This window comes from Streptomyces sp. Je 1-4 4N24 (assembly GCF_026239515.1).
GTDB classification, from domain to species: domain Bacteria; phylum Actinomycetota; class Actinomycetes; order Streptomycetales; family Streptomycetaceae; genus Streptomyces; species Streptomyces nigrescens.
The window spans coordinates 4,170,617-4,185,679 of sequence record NZ_CP110836.1 but is presented as its reverse complement, the minus strand read 5'-3'; the positions used below and the strand labels follow the sequence as shown (position 1 = coordinate 4,185,679).

15 protein-coding genes are annotated in these 15,063 nt (G+C 67.2%); 11 read left to right on the top strand and 4 right to left on the bottom strand.

What is annotated here, in order from left to right; translation table 11 throughout:
• Nucleotides 1-69 precede the first annotated feature (69 nt).
• Nucleotides 70-789 carry an HAD family hydrolase gene (locus SLV14N_RS17995; protein ID WP_263270157.1) on the bottom strand — a complete coding sequence of 240 codons (720 nt, stop codon included), beginning with the start codon at nucleotides 787-789 and terminating at the stop codon, nucleotides 70-72.
• The gene (locus SLV14N_RS17990; RefSeq protein ID WP_263270155.1) at nucleotides 786-2,291 is read right to left on the bottom strand and encodes a helix-turn-helix transcriptional regulator; all 1,506 of its coding nucleotides are present in this window, start codon (nucleotides 2,289-2,291) and stop codon (nucleotides 786-788) included. Before SLV14N_RS17990 ends, SLV14N_RS17995 begins: the two co-directional genes overlap by 4 nt.
• Before the next feature lie 348 nt (nucleotides 2,292-2,639).
• On the opposite strand from SLV14N_RS17990, the gene SLV14N_RS17985 reads away from it, so the two are divergent.
• The 4 genes from SLV14N_RS17985 (at nucleotide 2,640) to SLV14N_RS17970 (ending at nucleotide 6,890) form a co-directional block, all read left to right on the top strand.
• On the top strand, nucleotides 2,640-2,834 hold the full coding sequence (locus SLV14N_RS17985; RefSeq protein WP_263270154.1) for a hypothetical protein: 195 nt from the start codon (nucleotides 2,640-2,642) through the stop codon (nucleotides 2,832-2,834).
• A 164-nt stretch (nucleotides 2,835-2,998) separates the two neighbouring features.
• Complete coding sequence (locus SLV14N_RS17980) at nucleotides 2,999-3,943, top strand: hypothetical protein (protein ID WP_263270153.1); 945 nt, start codon at nucleotides 2,999-3,001, stop codon at nucleotides 3,941-3,943.
• A gap of 79 nt (nucleotides 3,944-4,022) precedes the next feature.
• The gene (locus SLV14N_RS17975) at nucleotides 4,023-5,549 is read left to right on the top strand and encodes an amino acid permease (protein WP_263270152.1); all 1,527 of its coding nucleotides are present in this window, start codon (nucleotides 4,023-4,025) and stop codon (nucleotides 5,547-5,549) included.
• 288 nt (nucleotides 5,550-5,837) lie between these two features.
• Nucleotides 5,838-6,890, top strand: a complete 1,053-nt coding sequence (locus tag SLV14N_RS17970; protein WP_263270151.1) for a phosphotransferase enzyme family protein — start codon at nucleotides 5,838-5,840, stop codon at nucleotides 6,888-6,890.
• 454 nt (nucleotides 6,891-7,344) lie between these two features.
• Here the strand turns inward: SLV14N_RS17970 and SLV14N_RS17965 are convergent, their stop codons facing one another.
• The gene (locus tag SLV14N_RS17965; RefSeq protein ID WP_263270149.1) at nucleotides 7,345-7,758 is read right to left on the bottom strand and encodes a pyridoxamine 5'-phosphate oxidase family protein; all 414 of its coding nucleotides are present in this window, start codon (nucleotides 7,756-7,758) and stop codon (nucleotides 7,345-7,347) included.
• Nucleotides 7,759-7,853: 95 nt separating this feature from the next.
• Complete coding sequence (locus tag SLV14N_RS17960; protein WP_263270148.1) at nucleotides 7,854-9,239, bottom strand: helix-turn-helix transcriptional regulator; 1,386 nt, start codon at nucleotides 9,237-9,239, stop codon at nucleotides 7,854-7,856.
• Nucleotides 9,240-10,343: 1,104 nt separating this feature from the next.
• Here SLV14N_RS17960 and SLV14N_RS17955 point away from each other — a divergent pair.
• From SLV14N_RS17955 to SLV14N_RS17925, 7 genes are all read left to right on the top strand, one after another.
• A complete protein-coding gene (locus tag SLV14N_RS17955; RefSeq protein WP_263270146.1) occupies nucleotides 10,344-10,598 on the top strand; it encodes a hypothetical protein in 255 nt (84 codons plus the stop codon).
• 2 nt (nucleotides 10,599-10,600) lie between these two features.
• Nucleotides 10,601-11,620 (top strand): hypothetical protein, encoded by a 1,020-nt coding sequence (locus SLV14N_RS17950; RefSeq protein WP_263270144.1) that lies wholly within the window; start codon nucleotides 10,601-10,603, stop codon nucleotides 11,618-11,620.
• On the top strand, nucleotides 11,620-12,405 hold the full coding sequence (locus SLV14N_RS17945; RefSeq protein ID WP_263270142.1) for an ATP-binding protein: 786 nt from the start codon (nucleotides 11,620-11,622) through the stop codon (nucleotides 12,403-12,405). Before SLV14N_RS17950 ends, SLV14N_RS17945 begins: the two co-directional genes overlap by 1 nt.
• Nucleotides 12,406-12,507: 102 nt before the next feature.
• A complete protein-coding gene (locus tag SLV14N_RS17940; protein WP_263270141.1) occupies nucleotides 12,508-13,107 on the top strand; it encodes a WhiB family transcriptional regulator in 600 nt (199 codons plus the stop codon).
• Complete coding sequence (locus SLV14N_RS17935) at nucleotides 13,104-14,114, top strand: DUF2637 domain-containing protein (protein ID WP_263270139.1); 1,011 nt, start codon at nucleotides 13,104-13,106, stop codon at nucleotides 14,112-14,114. Before SLV14N_RS17940 ends, SLV14N_RS17935 begins: the two co-directional genes overlap by 4 nt.
• Before the next feature lie 103 nt (nucleotides 14,115-14,217).
• A complete protein-coding gene (locus SLV14N_RS17930; RefSeq protein WP_263270137.1) occupies nucleotides 14,218-14,442 on the top strand; it encodes a hypothetical protein in 225 nt (74 codons plus the stop codon).
• Between the two features lie 269 nt (nucleotides 14,443-14,711).
• Nucleotides 14,712-15,062, top strand: a complete 351-nt coding sequence (locus SLV14N_RS17925; protein WP_263270136.1) for a MobC family plasmid mobilization relaxosome protein — start codon at nucleotides 14,712-14,714, stop codon at nucleotides 15,060-15,062.
• Nucleotide 15,063: the final 1 nt, after the last annotated feature.

Sequence of the window (15,063 nt, the reverse complement as noted above, 5' to 3'; positions counted from 1 at the left end):
GATCGGCAGTGTAGACCCGTGGCGTATGGGCCTGACAGGACTGTCGCTCTCCGGACGAGGGGTGCCTGTTCAGGGTGTGACGGAAGAGATCGCAGCCACCAACTGCTGTACGTTTTCCAGGCTGTCGAGAACAACATCGGCCCCCGCTTCCTTGAGGTCCTGTGCGGAGGTCTTGCCCGAGGGCACACCGAGAACCGAGGCGCCGCCCTCAAGGCCCGTGCGGACATCCTCAAGGGAGTCTCCGATGATCACGGTGTTCGAACGCGTGAATGGCGTCCTGTGCTTGGCCTGTGCGCGTCCCTGTGCGATGCCCACGAGCGCGGGCCGATGGTCGTCGTCGGAGGCGAATCCGCCGATCTCGGTATCGAGGTAGGCGTCGAGGTCGAAGGCCGCGAGCTTCAGCAGCGCATTCGGCTTGAGGTTCCCGGTGACGGCCGTTGGCACCAAGCGCGGGTCGTGGTGGACGGCTTGGAGTGCGGCCCTCGCACCGGGCATGAGAACCCCTTGCTGCCGTAGGTCTTCGCTGTGGGCCGCGAGCCGTTTGGGCAGCAAGTCCACGATGCGCGGCAACAGGTCAGGGACGGCTGCCTCGGGCACACCGTTGTCCAGGAGCAGCGACCGGATCGCGAGGGGCATGGTGACGCCCGTACCGCGGGCCGGCAGGTGTTCGGCTGGGCGGCCGACGACTTCGGCGAAGGCTTCGCGGTACACCTGACGGTCGATGTCACCAACGTAGAGCAGCGTACGGTCAATGTCCCAGAGGACGAGGGTCTGTTGGTTGTCGGTCACGTGCGATTCCTCGCTCCCGTCACGGCGGCGCCACGGTCCAGTAGATCTTGAGCGTATGTGGCGTCCCCCACTGCTTCGAGGTCGCTGAGCATCGACTCAACGTGCTCGTTGAGTCGCGCGGACTGGAGCTGCTCGGCCAGGTCGAGAGCCCGGTGCGCGGTGTCACACCCTGCTTCAGCGTCCCCTTGCCGTACGTGAGCGGACGCGGCCCGCGACAGGAACAGGGCCCGCGTGCGCTGGTCTGAGGGGTTCAGCGAGTCATGCGCCTGCGTGAAGCTGGTGACGGCTTTCTGCGGCTCACCCAGATCGAGGTAGCAGCTGCCGGCTTGGCCGTGGATCTCACCTTCGTTGATCCAATACAACCAGTGGGGATCGCGTTCGGAACGTCCTTGCGCGCACAGGTCGGCCGCCTGTCCTAGCGCGGTGAATACCTCCTGCCGTTCGCCGAGCCTTGCGTGCCCGCGGGCTTGCCGCGTCAGCAGCATTGCCTCCAGGGCTGGGGCGCCGAGGTGCTTGATCTTCTCGCGAGCAGCTCGTGCTGCGGTAACCGCATTGCGTGGTGCACCCGTGGAATAGCCATGGATGGCCAGGTAAGAGAGAGCTCCGACGCCGAGCCGCACGTCGCCGGATGCCTTCGCGGCGCGGAGCGCAGCGAACAGGTAGGTAGGGCTTCGGTCTCGATCTCCGGAGTCGAAGGTGAACCATCCTGTCTGGATGGCGGTATCCGCGGTGATCGCAGCGAGTCGCTGCCCCGTGCCCTCGTCGTAGGAAGCCTGCTCAACAAGTCGCTTGAGGAGTAGCAGATGAGCGTTGCCGAGGTCGGCCAACGTGCCGCTGCCAGCGCTCGCGTCCATACTGCGCAGGTTGTCCGTGGTCTCCTGGAGGCTGTCGAGGAGCTTGTGTGTGAGCCGACTGCCCTCCGCGGCGCGGACGAGCGGTTCCGCTTCGGCAGTGCTCCAGTGGTGCACGAAGGCGGTGAGCGCCAGGCCGCTCACCGCAAGGAACCGTCGGCGGTCCATCGCGCTCCCTCCAACTGCAGTGCCTAACGCCGTCACCATACGACTTGCCGTCCATGGCAAGGCCGGGTCGAGATCGCCGGAGTACAGGTCCCGGGAGGGACGGAGGGGGCGGGGAAGCGGGAGCGGGGCCAGTTCGGGGGGAACGCCGAGACCAGTGAGGAACTCGACGATCTTGTCGATGTTGGTGAGACGGCGATGCCCTGACTCAAGCATGGAGAGGAACGCCTGGCTCAGGCCCGTCAGATGGGCAATGTCGTCTTGACGCAGCGACCCCTGCTGGCGGATCAGGCGGGTGGCCTTGCCGAAGTCCCAGGAAGCTAGGGCTTGTTGGATCTCTTGGCTGCGCCACACGCGTTCTGGAACGGAGAGGGCGTGTTGGTTCAGGGTGCGGGAGCGAACGCAGGCCGAGCACAGCGTCCCAGAGTTGTACTGGCTCAGTCGGCAGCCGCACTGTTCGCAGCCTCGCGGCGACTGCGCAAGCACCTATGCCTCCCCCTTTGAAGAGATTCATGCGACCTCAACTTGCCCTGGCAAAACCGAAATCACTCAAGTGATATCACCTCGGAAATGTGTGCACCGGGCGTTTCCCCATCACTCTGGGACTCCCGCAGTGCACGGCGCTGGCGAACCGCCCGAGAGTGGATGATTCGGACGGACTCGTAGCCCTCCTGCTGTGGATCACCTGTTGTCCCTGAACTCGTCCACCGGAGTCGAAGGTGTCCTCGGTCCCGTACGTACGGATGGCGCAGTACCTGCCGCTGGATCGCCAGCGGAAGACGGCGTGGCGGCCCCTCCCGCGTTGTGGCAAGCGGATCTCCTCAGAGGTGGCCCGTGATCGTTAGCTTCTCAGCCGTGGTGTTCCTGGGCGTGATCGTCTTTCTCCTGGTGAAGAAGGGCGGCCTGAACATGGGCCACGCCATCGTGTGCGTCCTGTTCGGCTTCTTCCTGGCAGGGAGCTCCGCAGCGCCGAGCATCAGGGACGGTGTGCAGGGCGCGGTCGAGCTGATCAAAGAGATCGACTTCTAGACCGGCCGTCGGGGCGCTGGCGAGGTTCTGGATCCCCTCCCTTTACCCCTGGGCCCTGACGGTCTTTCCACTTCCGGACGTGACGCGAGGACTCTTGATGAAGCCGATACCAACTGTGCCTCTGGGCCTGGCTGTGGGTACGGCCACCGCCGAGCGAGGGCGTCGTGAGTAGTCGTAAACCGGCTCTGGACCGGCATCCGGCCCGCGACGACGCTCAGTTACGGGTGGTGGTCGAGGACGCGGCGATGGGCCGCTGGGAAGGGGCCCGGGGACTGCTGGCTGCAACGGGCGCAGACTGGGACCGGCGCATCTTCCGCCTTCAGGTCCTCGCCCGTGTAGGCGCGCGGCTGACGTTTGCTGACACGTGGGCGCAAGCCGAACCGCAGTCGCCGCACGCTCTTGCCCTTCTGGCCCATGTGCTTGCTCTGCGGTCGATGGCCGGAGGTCGAGGACGGGGCCGCAGTGAGGCGATGGAGCTGGCATGGGACGCCTGTGACGCAGCCGCCGACGGGATGCCGAGCGACCCCTCGCCGTACGTGGTGATGCTCGCATTGACCCGCTTTCACTCCCCTCCCCAGGATCCCGAGTGGCGCGCGACGGTGCGACAGCTGTGGCAGCAGGTGATAGAGCGCGACCCGTGGAACCGGGAGGCGCACCACGAGCTCCTCACCTACCTGTTCCCCTCCTGGCACGGCACCGGAGGGGAGATGTTCCACTGGGTGCAGGAACGGTGCACTCACGCCCCGCGTGGCGTGCCGGCGCATGTCCTGCCCCTGGTCGCCCTCGCAGAGTCGCACCGGCAACGGATGGAAGTGGAGGGGCACCGGTACGGACTGACCGTTCACCCCTGGACGGACAATCCGTCGACCTGGCAGGCGTGGGACAACTGGTGGTCCTATCGAGCCCCGAACCGTCCTCACGCCGCATTCCACGAGGACGCTAACTACCTCGCCCACGCACTGTCGTTCGCGAACCGGCATCGCGAAGCCGGTGAAGTCTTCGACGCCATCGGCCCGTACGCCACCGACGTGCCGTGGAGCTACTGCGGAGACGCCCCAATGCTGTTCAACCGCCACCGCGCCTGGGCTGTCAAAGCCTACGCGCCGTAGTCCGTACCGCCGGGACAGAGCCGGAGCCTCTGTTGCCGTCCCACCAGTTAGCGCCGACGAAGATGAAGGAGTCATCCGAATGCCCCTGGATATACCAAGCGTTACGCCTTCGGAAGAAGAGCGCCTCGCCGAACTCGGCATCACCCAGACCCTGGACCGCTCGATGTCCGGGCGTCAGAACTTCGCCGTCTCGTTCACCATCATCAGCATCCTCTCCGGCTGCCTGACCATGTATGGCTTCGGCATGAACACCGGCGGACCTGCCCTGATCATGTGGGGATGGGCCATCGTTGGGCTGATGACGCTCTTCGTCGGGCTGGCCATGGCGGAAGTCTGCTCCAGCTACCCGACGAGCGCCGGCCTGTACTTCTGGGCCCACAAGCTCGCTCCCCGCGGGTCGGCGGCCGCCTGGGCATGGTTCACCGGCTGGTTCAACACCCTCGGCCAGATCGCCGTAACCGCGGGCGTCGACTTCGGCGCCGCTTCGTTCCTCAACGCCTACCTGAACCTTCAGTTCGGCTACGCCGCCACCCCCGGGCACACCATCACGCTCTTCGGCATCATCCTGGTGCTGCACGCCCTCGTGAACACCTTGCGCGTACGCATCGTGGGCTTCTTCAATACGGTCAGTGTCTGGTGGCACCTGATCGGCGTGGTAGTGATCGTCGGCGTGCTCCTGCTCGTCCCCGACCACCACCAGTCCCCGAAGTTCGTGTTCACCGAGTTCGTCAACAACACTGGCTGGGGATCTGCCGTCTACGTCGGCTTGATCGGCTTGTTGATGGCCCAGTACACCTTTACCGGGTACGACGCCTCCGCCCACATGACGGAGGAGACGAAGAACGCCTCTGTGGAGGGACCGAAGGGGATCGTCCGCTCCATTCTTGTCTCCTGGGCCGCCGGATTTGTCCTGCTGTTCGGCCTGACCTTCGCCATCCAGTCCTACACCGGCGCGCTGGAGTCGAAGACGGGGGTGCCGCCGGCGCAGATCTTCATGGACGCTCTGGGCGAGAGCGCGGGCGAGATGATGTTGCTCATCGTGATCGGCGCCCAGCTGTTCTGCGGCATGGCATCGGTGACGGCCAACTCCCGGATGATCTATGCCTTCTCCCGCGACGGTGCCCTGCCCTTCTCCAAGGTGTGGCACAAGCTGCACCCGGGGACTCGGACCCCGACCAACGCGGTCTGGCTCGCCGCCGGCGGCGCCTTCGTCCTCGGCCTGCCCTACCTGTTCAACAGCACCGCGTACGCGGCCGTCACCTCTATCGCGACGATCGGCCTCTACATCGCCTACGTCATCCCGACGCTGCTGCGGCTGCGTCAGGGGGAATCCTTCCGACGCGGCCCGTGGCACCTGGGCCGCTGGTCCAAGCCCGTCGGCGTGCTCGCGGTGACCTGGGTCGTAGTGATCACCGTGCTGTTCATGCTGCCGCAGGCCGCCCCGGTGACCATCGAGACATTCAACTACGCGCCCATCGCGGTCGGCGTCGTGCTCGCCTTCTCCGGCACATGGTGGCTTGCCACCGCCAGAAGGTGGTTCCTCAACCCGACCCACCCGAAGAACAGCACTCCGCCGCTGCCAGCCTCGCAGGGAGCGACACGTTAGCCGGCACGTTGATCCACCTCCTGTAGGTGGCAGACGGCGGGGCGGCGGCGTTGCACTGCCGCCGCCCCGGCAATGCCGCGGCCTCCCGTTCGTGGGGCTGACGAGGCAACCGTGACCTGGACGACCCCGTGCGGCAGCTGATTCCAGTGGCGCCATACGGGTCTTGTTGTGAACAGAAAGGTGCACCACCGTGAAGCCCCTTCCCACCGCGTACCGCAGCCTGCTGCCCACGGTGACCGACACCCTGCGGGCCGAGCGCCCCCACCCGACTGCCGCCTGGTGACGCACATGCACGACGAGACAGTGCGCGGCGACGAGCTCCTCGCCAAGGTCCTGTCCGATCGGTACGGCGTCGAAGTGGGCTCCGCTGAACTTGTGCCGATCGGCACTGAGACCATCAACCGGCGCGTCATCCTGTCCGACTCTCGTCGGATCTTCGTCAAGCAGTACCTCTCGTCCGCCGACCTGCGACAGGCCAAGATCGCGTGGACCATGTCGGAGTTCTGTCGCACCGCTCACGTGCCCGCCCCACGAGTCTGGTCCAACCGGGACGGAGAGTTCCTCACCCGCGTCGATGGCACTGCGTGGGTGGTGACTGACGAGATGACCGGCCGTGTCGCGACTGAGCCGATGACCGTATCGCGCGCCCAGTACATCGGTCTGGTGCTCGGCCGCATGCACTACGTCCTGGCCTCGTATCCACCGCCGGCGCGCATCCGTCAAACCAGATGGCGAACCGCGTCCGTCGACACCGCACTCGCGGCGACCGAGGCGGTCCTGGCCCGCGCGACCGAACAACATGATCCGCGGCTTTGCCAGCTGCGTGAGGAGCTGGAGCAGCGGCGAGACGACCTGCACAGCCATGTGCCTCGACTCCGTAGCGGCTTGCCTGACCATCTTGTGCTCCAGGCCGGGCACGCCGACTTCACGCGCACGAACCTCCTGGCTCAGGAAGATGTGATCACTGCGGTCCTGGACTTCCAGGGAGAGACCTGCCTGCCGGCATGGGAGTTGGGGCGCGTAGCGTTCGACCCGCGGACCGTGGCGAATAGCCCGTCCTGGCGGCAGAGAGCGATCCGGCTGGTTGGGGCCTACCTGGTAGAGAACCCGCGACTGCCCTATGCCGACGTACGGGCCTGCGCCCGCGTCACTCTGCTGTATCTGCTGTTCAGCCTGTACGGGGCCACCACAGCCGAATACGGGCTGCCTGCCCCGGCGGAGTTCGACCTGCGGCGCCACTGGGCCGAACGGCAGGTCACCATCCGACGACTTCTCGACGAGCTCGACGACATCGAAGCCGCGCTCGCGGAGATCAGGCCAGGCAAGTGGGACAGGCCATGACCAGAGCCCGTCCTACCGGAACGGTTCGCCGATGGTGAGTTCGCCGCTCGGATGCGGTCCGCGGTCCACGCGCCACTGGCGTACTCCGTCTCGGAAAGCCTTCGGTCATGGGGCCCTCGATGTTCCCCTTCCTGCGGAGGCACAGGTGGTGGTCAGCGCGTTCAGGCCCAGTTCACTGCCGGACGGTCTTCCGCCGAGCGCGATGACGAGCAGGTGAGGGTGTGGAGAGAGGAGGCGTGGGCGCACCTGGGAAGAAGGCGAGGAAGCAGGACGCGCGGCGGGTGTTCGAGGACGAGTCGGGACAGGGACAGGCGCACCGACCGCTCAAAGCCTGCACTTGGTCTCGGACCGGTCGGATCGGTGGAGCTGCACTCGGAGCTGGCGCCGGCGATCGGACACTGGAATGGCGTCGTCTCGGCGGGCCGAACTACCGGGACTCCGGTGGCTGCGGTGGTCACCAGCCTGGTGGTTTTGCCGTGCCCATAGCCTTAGTGACCGTGATCTCGATGACTACGCGTTCAGGGTTGAGCCGTGGCTGCTTGTACCGCCGGGCGTAGCGCGCTTCGGCGTCTGCGACCGATTGCGGGTCGTCTTTGATGACGGCGGTTCCTTCCAGCGTCGACCAGCGACGTCCCTCGGCCTGGCTGACCGCGACGGTGACGTCCGGCCCGGCGGCGAGGATGTTGCGGACCTTTTTGCTGGTGCGGCTGCTGATGACGCGGGCGATGCGAGTCTCCGGGTCGTACGTCACTCCGACCGGGACGAGGTGCGGGGTGCCCTCGGGCCGCGGCGTGCTCAGGAAGCAGATGCGGCGTTCCTGCCAGAAGTCCAGCTCGGCGTCGGGTTGTGAAGGAGGTTGTGCTGCCATACGGCCATCTTGCCTGGCGACGCCCACGCGGTTGTTCAAGGGGCAGCAGCCCAGGTCCGCCGCCCTGTGAGTCGACGGACCTGGGCTTGGCGGGATCAGATTTCGTCGACCGGGTGCCAGATGTACGGCACGTTCTTCGGGTCGGCTTGGTACTCGTCGCGATGTATCTCCTCCAGCACCTCGATGCGTCGGCGCAGCTGGGCGACGAGGCCCTGGATGCGTTCGACTGCCTCAGTGGAATCGGCGGGGAGGATGGCCCGGGTGAGGACTTTGTACTCGTCCTTGGCGCCGTCCACGTGGATGGCCTGGGGCATACGGACGACGATGGTGTAGGGCTCGACCTCGGCGATGCCCCAGCGACCGTCGTCCTGGCGCGTCGCCCAGATGACTGTCCGCGTGGACGGGGAGTAGGCAAGCCGGGAGTCGTGTCCGATGAACTTGCTGAGGATGGGCAGCTCCGCGCGGTCGTCTCCCGCCAGTGCCATGGCTTCGTCCGCTGAGGCGACGGTGACATGTTGGGAGAGGCGGCGGGCGATACGGCGGCGGAGCGCCTGGTCGGCGTCGGATGCGGCAGGCAGTGGCGCGAGGGGGTGGCCGGCGTCCGTGCCGCAGGCTTCGGCGCCGTCCTCGCCGCGGGTCCAGGTGATGACCGTCAGGCGGCAGTCCGGGAGGCTCGCGGGGTACAGGACGTGGCTGACGAGATCGGCGGTCTCCCAGTTCATTGCCGGGAGCGTCATGCGATAGGTCGCGCCGTCCCGGTTCTCGGCGATCTCGGTGCTGGAGTCCCAGATCTTGCGGACCTCGTCATCCTTGCGCAGCTCGGTGATCAGCTGGGCGAGTTCGGGGTTGTCCGGGTGCCGGGGGATGGCGAACTTCAGCAGCTTGATGTACTCGGCCGCATGACGGGCCCAGTCGTGGAACTGAGTGCGGGCCTCGCGAGAGAGCAGGGCCCAGCGCATGAGGTTGGGCTTGTCCTCCAGTACCCAGGGCCACCACTCGGCCATCGCGGCGTTGTAGCCGATGACGTTCCAGGTGGCGTCCGTCAGAAACGTGGGGCTGGGCATCTGCTTGTCGATGAGCAGCTGCAGCGCGCGGCGGGTGGGGGAGTCGCCGGCGGGTGAGGGGCTGGTGATGGCGCCGCCGTGGCCGTAGAGGACCAGGGCTTGCAGTTCGTCGCGGCCCAGCATGAGGACGTTGCCGAGGCCCTCGCACAGCTGCCGGTCCAGGCGGACCGTGGCGCCGTTCTCCAAGTCGCGGTACCAGCGTGTGGAGCGCTGCAGGGCGGATGCGACGTCCTTCTGCGTGAGCGGCTTGCCCAGCCGTTCACTTGCGGCAGTCCTCCAGGCCCGCAGCAGACCAGCCAGCCCCATCAGCTGGCCGGGGGCGAGCGGCGAGGCGTCGTCGCGCTCTGCCGATGTCGTATCGCGGGTCGGGAGCGATTCCTCGTCTCCACGCTCGGGTCCGCCGTCGGCGATGCCCATTCGAATCCTCTCTGACTTCGCTTGGTGTGCCTGCGGTGACGCCCCGAGCGCAGGCACGAAAAAGGGGCCGTCCACTGGCAGGCCCCACTTAGTTTTCTTGTCCCCATCGACGATACGTAACTCTTATTTGATCTTGATGCCCTCCCTTGATCGAATACGGAGGAATCGTGAGCCAGGCCACAGGAATCGCCGAGGATGGTTTATTTTCTTACTGCATTGCTCGGGCAAGCCGTAATCTAGGGCCGCGATTCGGACATTACCGGCGGAAATTTATTTCCCCTCCAGGTGAGGGGAAATAAATTGCCCCTCCCTATTTTCCGAGCCGTGCGGGCCCTGTGGTCAAGTCGCAAACGTCAAGTGGGTTCAGTGTCGTGCGGCTGGATTTGCCTTGTGCGTCAGGGGAGTTGGGTGACTCGGCGGCGAGCGGAAGGCATCTTCTACCTCCTGCCGTCTGTGCCCGTTTGTGTGGGTTTGTGGACGCGTTGACTAGGTCCAAAGGGCCGGGATTAAATCCTCCATGAGCGCTGATTTGAACCATCACTCGCGGCGCTGAGTAGCGAGGAGAACGGAAGTGAATGCTGCGCCGACGAGAATCTTTGAAGTCCTGCGCGCTACTCCTCGCATAGTGACGGCGACTCTTTGCACAGTGGCGGATCCCACCCCTCGCCCGCCGACGGCATGGGGCCGTTAGAAGCCCGAACATCTCGCCGTTTGCGCGGTGCAGAGATACAGGAGTGGATCTTGCGAGGGTCTCCGCATATGTTGCTGGTGCGCTCGGCGAAGCCACCGGGCCGAACTAACCGCAGGGGAGGACTCAGGAGCATCCCCAGCGCCAAGTGCGCATAGTCCCAGGGGAAATGGAACCGGCGCCCAGGAGTTAGCAGCTCCTGAGCGCCGGACCGCCACCCCGAAGGGCGCGGATTCATAACTGGAGCGGGTCGGCTGGCCTTTTCGACGAGAACGGCCGCCCCGCCCCACCTACGATTAAGGGATTCTTGCATGCCCAAGTACTGGAGCGAAAGGGCGCTCCCGGCGCAGACGCCCAAGGCTGATGCGCCTGCAATCGGCGCACGCCAGCAGCGTCTTGCCCGCCTGCTTGCAGACATGGTGCCCGGAGCCGCCACCATCCGCGTCTCGCAGCGCCAGCCCGGCCAGAACTGGCCGAGCCCCTACGCCCGTGCGTACGACGCCCAGGGGCAGCTCATAGCCCTCAACCGGGCCCAGCGCGTGACGGTTGCTCGCTGGGTGATCCGCGCTCACCCCGACATGCTCTGGGACGAGACGTACGACCTCGATCTGGCCACCGGCACCCTCCGGCTCGCCCTCGCGGCAGCCACCGGGACGGGCGGGGGCCGCTGATCATGGCCAGGATCCGCACCATCAAGCCCGAATTCTTCACCAGCGAGTCGCTCGCCGAGGTGAGCGTTCACGCCGAGCGGACCTTCGCCGGCCTCTTCACCCTGGCCGACGACCACGGCCGCTACCGCGACCACCCGGCCATCATCGCCGGCCGGCTCTGGCCGCTGCGCGCCGAGCACACCGCGGTGCACGTGGAGGACGACCTGCAGCAGCTGGCCGATGCGGGGCTGATCTGCCGATACACCGCCTGCAACGGCCGCCGGTACCTCCACATCGTCACCTGGTTCGAGCACCAGAAGATCGACAAGCCGTCGCAGACCCGCATCCCGGCCTGCCCGGACCACCACGCCACACAGCGCTGCGGGGTCTGCAAGGGCACCTGCACCGTGTTCACCGAAGGTCAGGCGAACGCTCCCCGAGGACTCCCCGAAGCCTCGGCGAAGGCTCCCCGAACCCTCGATCGGCCGTCGAAGGCCCCCGCGGCGCCTCCCGCCGCCCGATCCGCGAGTACGAGCGCCCAGCAGTCGACGCTCGACGGCACCATCGATGCCCCCAAGCGAATCGCGAAGAAAACCGCAGGTCACAAGCCTGTCAGGGAGGACTCCCCGAAGGCTCCCCGAAACCTCCCCGAGGGCTCGGCGCCTGGATCTAGGATCTTGGATCCTGGATCTACTAATCCTTCGGGGCGCACAGCGCCCGCAGCCATGCCCTCCGCGCAGGATCTCGTCGGCGAATACGTCGCGGCCTGCCAAGAGCGTCCGCCGGGCGACGTGGTCGGCCACCTTGGGCGCATCGTCAAAAAGCTTCTGGGCGAGGGCATCTCGCCGGACCACATCCGGGGCGGCCTGCAGCGCTTCGCCGCCAACCCCAAGCACCCCAGCGTGCTGACCAGCATGGTCAACGAGGCCATGAACGCCTCACCGGCTGGTTTGGTGCGGCCGGAATCGCGGTCTAACCTCCCCGGTCACCGGGCCTGGGCCAATCCCGCTGACCCTGCCGCCGCCTACGCCGAGGAGCTGTGATGCGCGACCACGACGCCCAGCCCGTCGGCGGTATCGCCCGCCGCCTGGCCCACATCCTCACTTCCCGCGGCATCGACCCGACTGCCCAACTCACTGACCCGGCCGAGCCGCTCCCCGCTCTACAGGCGGCACAGGCCCGCATCCCGGCCCGCTACCAGGAGGCCGTCGCCGACCACCCCGCGGTCGCCGCCTGGGTCCGCGAGGTCGCCCAAGCAGGCCGCCCCGGGCCGAAGGGGGCCCCGGGTATCGCCCAGGGGCGCTCGCTGCTGATCGTCGGCACCACCGGCACCGGCAAGACGCACCAGGCGTACGGCGCGGTCCGGTCCCTGCTGCTGGCCGGTGTCCGGTTGCGGTGGAAGGCGATCACGGCCGCCGACCTGTACGCGGAGCTGCGGCCCCGCCCCGGCCACGACGGCGAGCGGGAGCTGATGGACCTCTCCCGCTGCCCGCTGCTGATCATCGACGACCTCGGTGCGGCCAAGAGCAGCGAGTGGACCGAGGAGATCACGATGCGGCTGATCAACCGCCGCTACAACGAGATGCTCCCGACCCTGGTGACCACCAACCTCGGCATGGCCGACCTGCGCGCCCACATCGGTGACCGCGTCGCCTCCCGCCTGACCGAGATGACCGACAAGGTCATCCTCGACGGCCCCGACCGCAGAAGAGCTCTCGCAGCCCAGCGCCGCAGCCCCGCTGCCACCACTGCGCCGCGGACACGCACTGAACCCGCTGCACCAGCTGCTGCCACCGCGGTATCGGCTGCTCGCCACTTCAGCCGCTAACGGCCAGCTCGCGACCGCCGTTACCGGTCGCCTCCCCTCACGCACCAATCCCCACGACGCGGCTTCCTGCCCGAACGCGCCCTGGGGGCAACGGAGATACCCATGCACCACACCGAGAACGACATGCTGCGCGCCCTCGGCGACCTGACCTGGCATGACGAAGCCGCCTGCCGTGCCAGGGGCCCCCACCAGGTCGATCCGGATGACTTCTTCCCCGAGCCGGACGAAATGGACCGCATCCGCGCCGCCAAAGCCCTGTGCGCGCAGTGCCCCGTCCGCAACACCTGCCTGGACGCCGCCCTCGAAAACGGCGACAGCATCGGAATCAGGGGCGGCATGACCGAAGAGGAACGGGCCGATCTGCATCGCAAATTCCAGCGGCGCCTCAACTACGCCCGCGTCAATGCTGTCCTGGCCGGCCAGGACGTCCACCTGACGCACGCCGAGCGCGACGCCGTCGTCCTTGCCGCCTACCAGGCCGGAACTCCGGCCGAACAGCTCGCCCGGATGCTCAAGATCACGAAGGAGCACGCCCAGAGGCGGTACCGCAATACCCGCCGCCAGATCCGCGACCGTGAGGTCGAACAAAAGAAGAAGGCGAACAAGGGCAAGAAGAAGTCGATAAAGCCCGAGAGCCGGACCATGGTGCTCAAGGAGCCCAAGACGAAGACGTCCCGCGGCGACCTCGGGACGGCCGCGTGAACCACATCGCCCCGATACCCGCGCGGATCACCGGCTGGGACCGGGCCGCCATCGTCGCCCTCGGCGGCGCCGGATGCGCCCTGTCCTATGACGCCCTCCAGCAGATGGCCATCGCCATCCACATCCGCGGATTCCTCACCTACGTCTTCCCCCTGGTCATCGACGGATTCATCGCCTACGGCGTACGCGCCCTCCTGGTCCTGCGCACCGCACCGCTCGCCGCCCGCTGCTACGTCTGGCTGCTCTTCGGCACCGCAACGGCCGCCAGCATCTGGGCCAACGCTCTGCACGCCGTACGCCTCAACCAACAGCGCCCGGACGGCACGGGACTCCGGCTCGGCGACGTTACCGTCGGCATCCTCTCCACCCTCGCCCCGCTCGCCCTGGCCGGAGCAGTCCACCTGTACATCCTGATCGCCCGGGGAGTCACCGAGCCCGCTGTCCCCGGACACCCGGACACCACCAGCGTCCGAGCTGACCGGGTCACCGCCGACCGCCAGGACACTCCCGTAAGCCAGGACGAGCCCCGTCCGGCGCCGGTCACCTCCGGACACCAGGTCGAGCTGCCCGCCCAAGAGACCAACCGCCCAGCGGTCACCGTCGGCCAGGACACCCAGGAGGCGGGTGCCTCGCAGGACCCGTCCGGACAACAGGACGGTCTGGCTGAGCCGGAGCCGGAGCACAACGGCCGAACCACTGACCTGGGCGGACACCCGGCCAGCAGACCCTCCCCGCTCACCCGCCTTCATCCGGCCACACAGCCGGAGACTGACCCGGTCACCACTGCGCAGAACGAGGACAACCACACTCCGGACACCGACCCGGTGACCGAAGAACTCCTGCCGATCGCCCGCCAGGCGGTCACCGAGGCGGGCAAGGCCACCCGCCAGGTCGTCGCCGACGCCATCCGCGGACAGAACCTCCCGCTCAGCAACGACCGGCTGACCGTCCTGATGCGCCGACTTCGCACCGAGACCCACACGAAGCCGGTCACCAAGACGGGCTGACCGAACGCACGACGCACAGCCGGTGACCTGACCGATCCGCATCGCCAGGTCACCGGCCCCGCACGCCACACCATCGACTTCCCCACACAGCGGAGGCACCACGATGCGCACCACACCGGCCACCCCCGCCGAGGCCGACGCCTGGATCACCGTGCTTCGCCACCACGGCCACCTCCACCGCGCCGAACCCGGCCCCGACGGCAGCTGGACCGTCCAGCAAACCCCGGAATGCATCCCCCGAACCCTCCACCACCCAGTCCTCGCGCTCGACTACGTCGCCGAGATCCTCCGCGACGTACGCGGCCACACCGCGGAGACGCCCCGATGAACCCCTCCGAACCGTCCAGCACGACCCCTGAACTGCAGCAGGACCACTGCCCGGCACGAGGCCGAGCAAGCTGTACATTCCGAAACTCCTCCGCAGCCCCTGGCAGCGGAGGAGTTTCGGAACGGCATGCCCCCGCCCTAGAGGGAGCGGGGGAAGCCCGGCACCAGGGGGTGCCGGACTCTGGGGCTGCGACCGAGGGCGGACCGCAGCCGGGAGGGGAACCGAACACACCCGCCGCGCCACGCACGCGTCCTCGCCTGCGCCAGAGCGTGCACCGCGACCAAGTCCGCAGCGTCCGCCTGACCCAAGACGAACTCGACACCGTCAAGCGCGCCGCCGAAGCCGCCGGCCTGAAGACCGCCGGGTTCATAGCCGACGCCGCAGTCGCGGTCGCCCAGGCCCAAGGCAGTTCCAAGGCGTGGCTGTTGGATCAGCGGGGCCGGGTGGAGGAACTCATGGCTGCCAGCGCACAGCTCGCCCGTGTCGGCAACAACGTCAACCAGATCGCCCGCATCCTCAACTCCGGTGGCCACGTCGATTATGTGGACGAGGCGGTGGCCCGCGTCCTGCGAGCCGCGGTGTGCGTCGAGGCTGCGGCCATCGAGATCGCGAGGCGCTGAC

Bases quoted from the DNA above. Each gene is read 5' to 3' on its own strand.
- SLV14N_RS17975 (WP_263270152.1), top strand. From the start codon at position 4,023: ATGCCCCTGGATATACCAAGCGTTACGCCTTCGGAAGAAGAGCGCCTC.
- SLV14N_RS17970 (WP_263270151.1), top strand. From the start codon at position 5,838: ATGCACGACGAGACAGTGCGCGGCGACGAGCTCCTCGCCAAGGTCCTG.
- SLV14N_RS17930 (WP_263270137.1), top strand. From the start codon at position 14,218: ATGCGCACCACACCGGCCACCCCCGCCGAGGCCGACGCCTGGATCACC.
- SLV14N_RS17965 (WP_263270149.1), bottom strand. From the start codon at position 7,758: ATGGCAGCACAACCTCCTTCACAACCCGACGCCGAGCTGGACTTCTGG.
- SLV14N_RS17960 (WP_263270148.1), bottom strand. From the start codon at position 9,239: ATGGGCATCGCCGACGGCGGACCCGAGCGTGGAGACGAGGAATCGCTC.
- SLV14N_RS17950 (WP_263270144.1), top strand. From the start codon at position 10,601: ATGGCCAGGATCCGCACCATCAAGCCCGAATTCTTCACCAGCGAGTCG.
- SLV14N_RS17940 (WP_263270141.1), top strand. From the start codon at position 12,508: ATGCACCACACCGAGAACGACATGCTGCGCGCCCTCGGCGACCTGACC.
- SLV14N_RS17955 (WP_263270146.1), top strand. From the start codon at position 10,344: ATGGTGCCCGGAGCCGCCACCATCCGCGTCTCGCAGCGCCAGCCCGGC.
- SLV14N_RS17945 (WP_263270142.1), top strand. From the start codon at position 11,620: ATGCGCGACCACGACGCCCAGCCCGTCGGCGGTATCGCCCGCCGCCTG.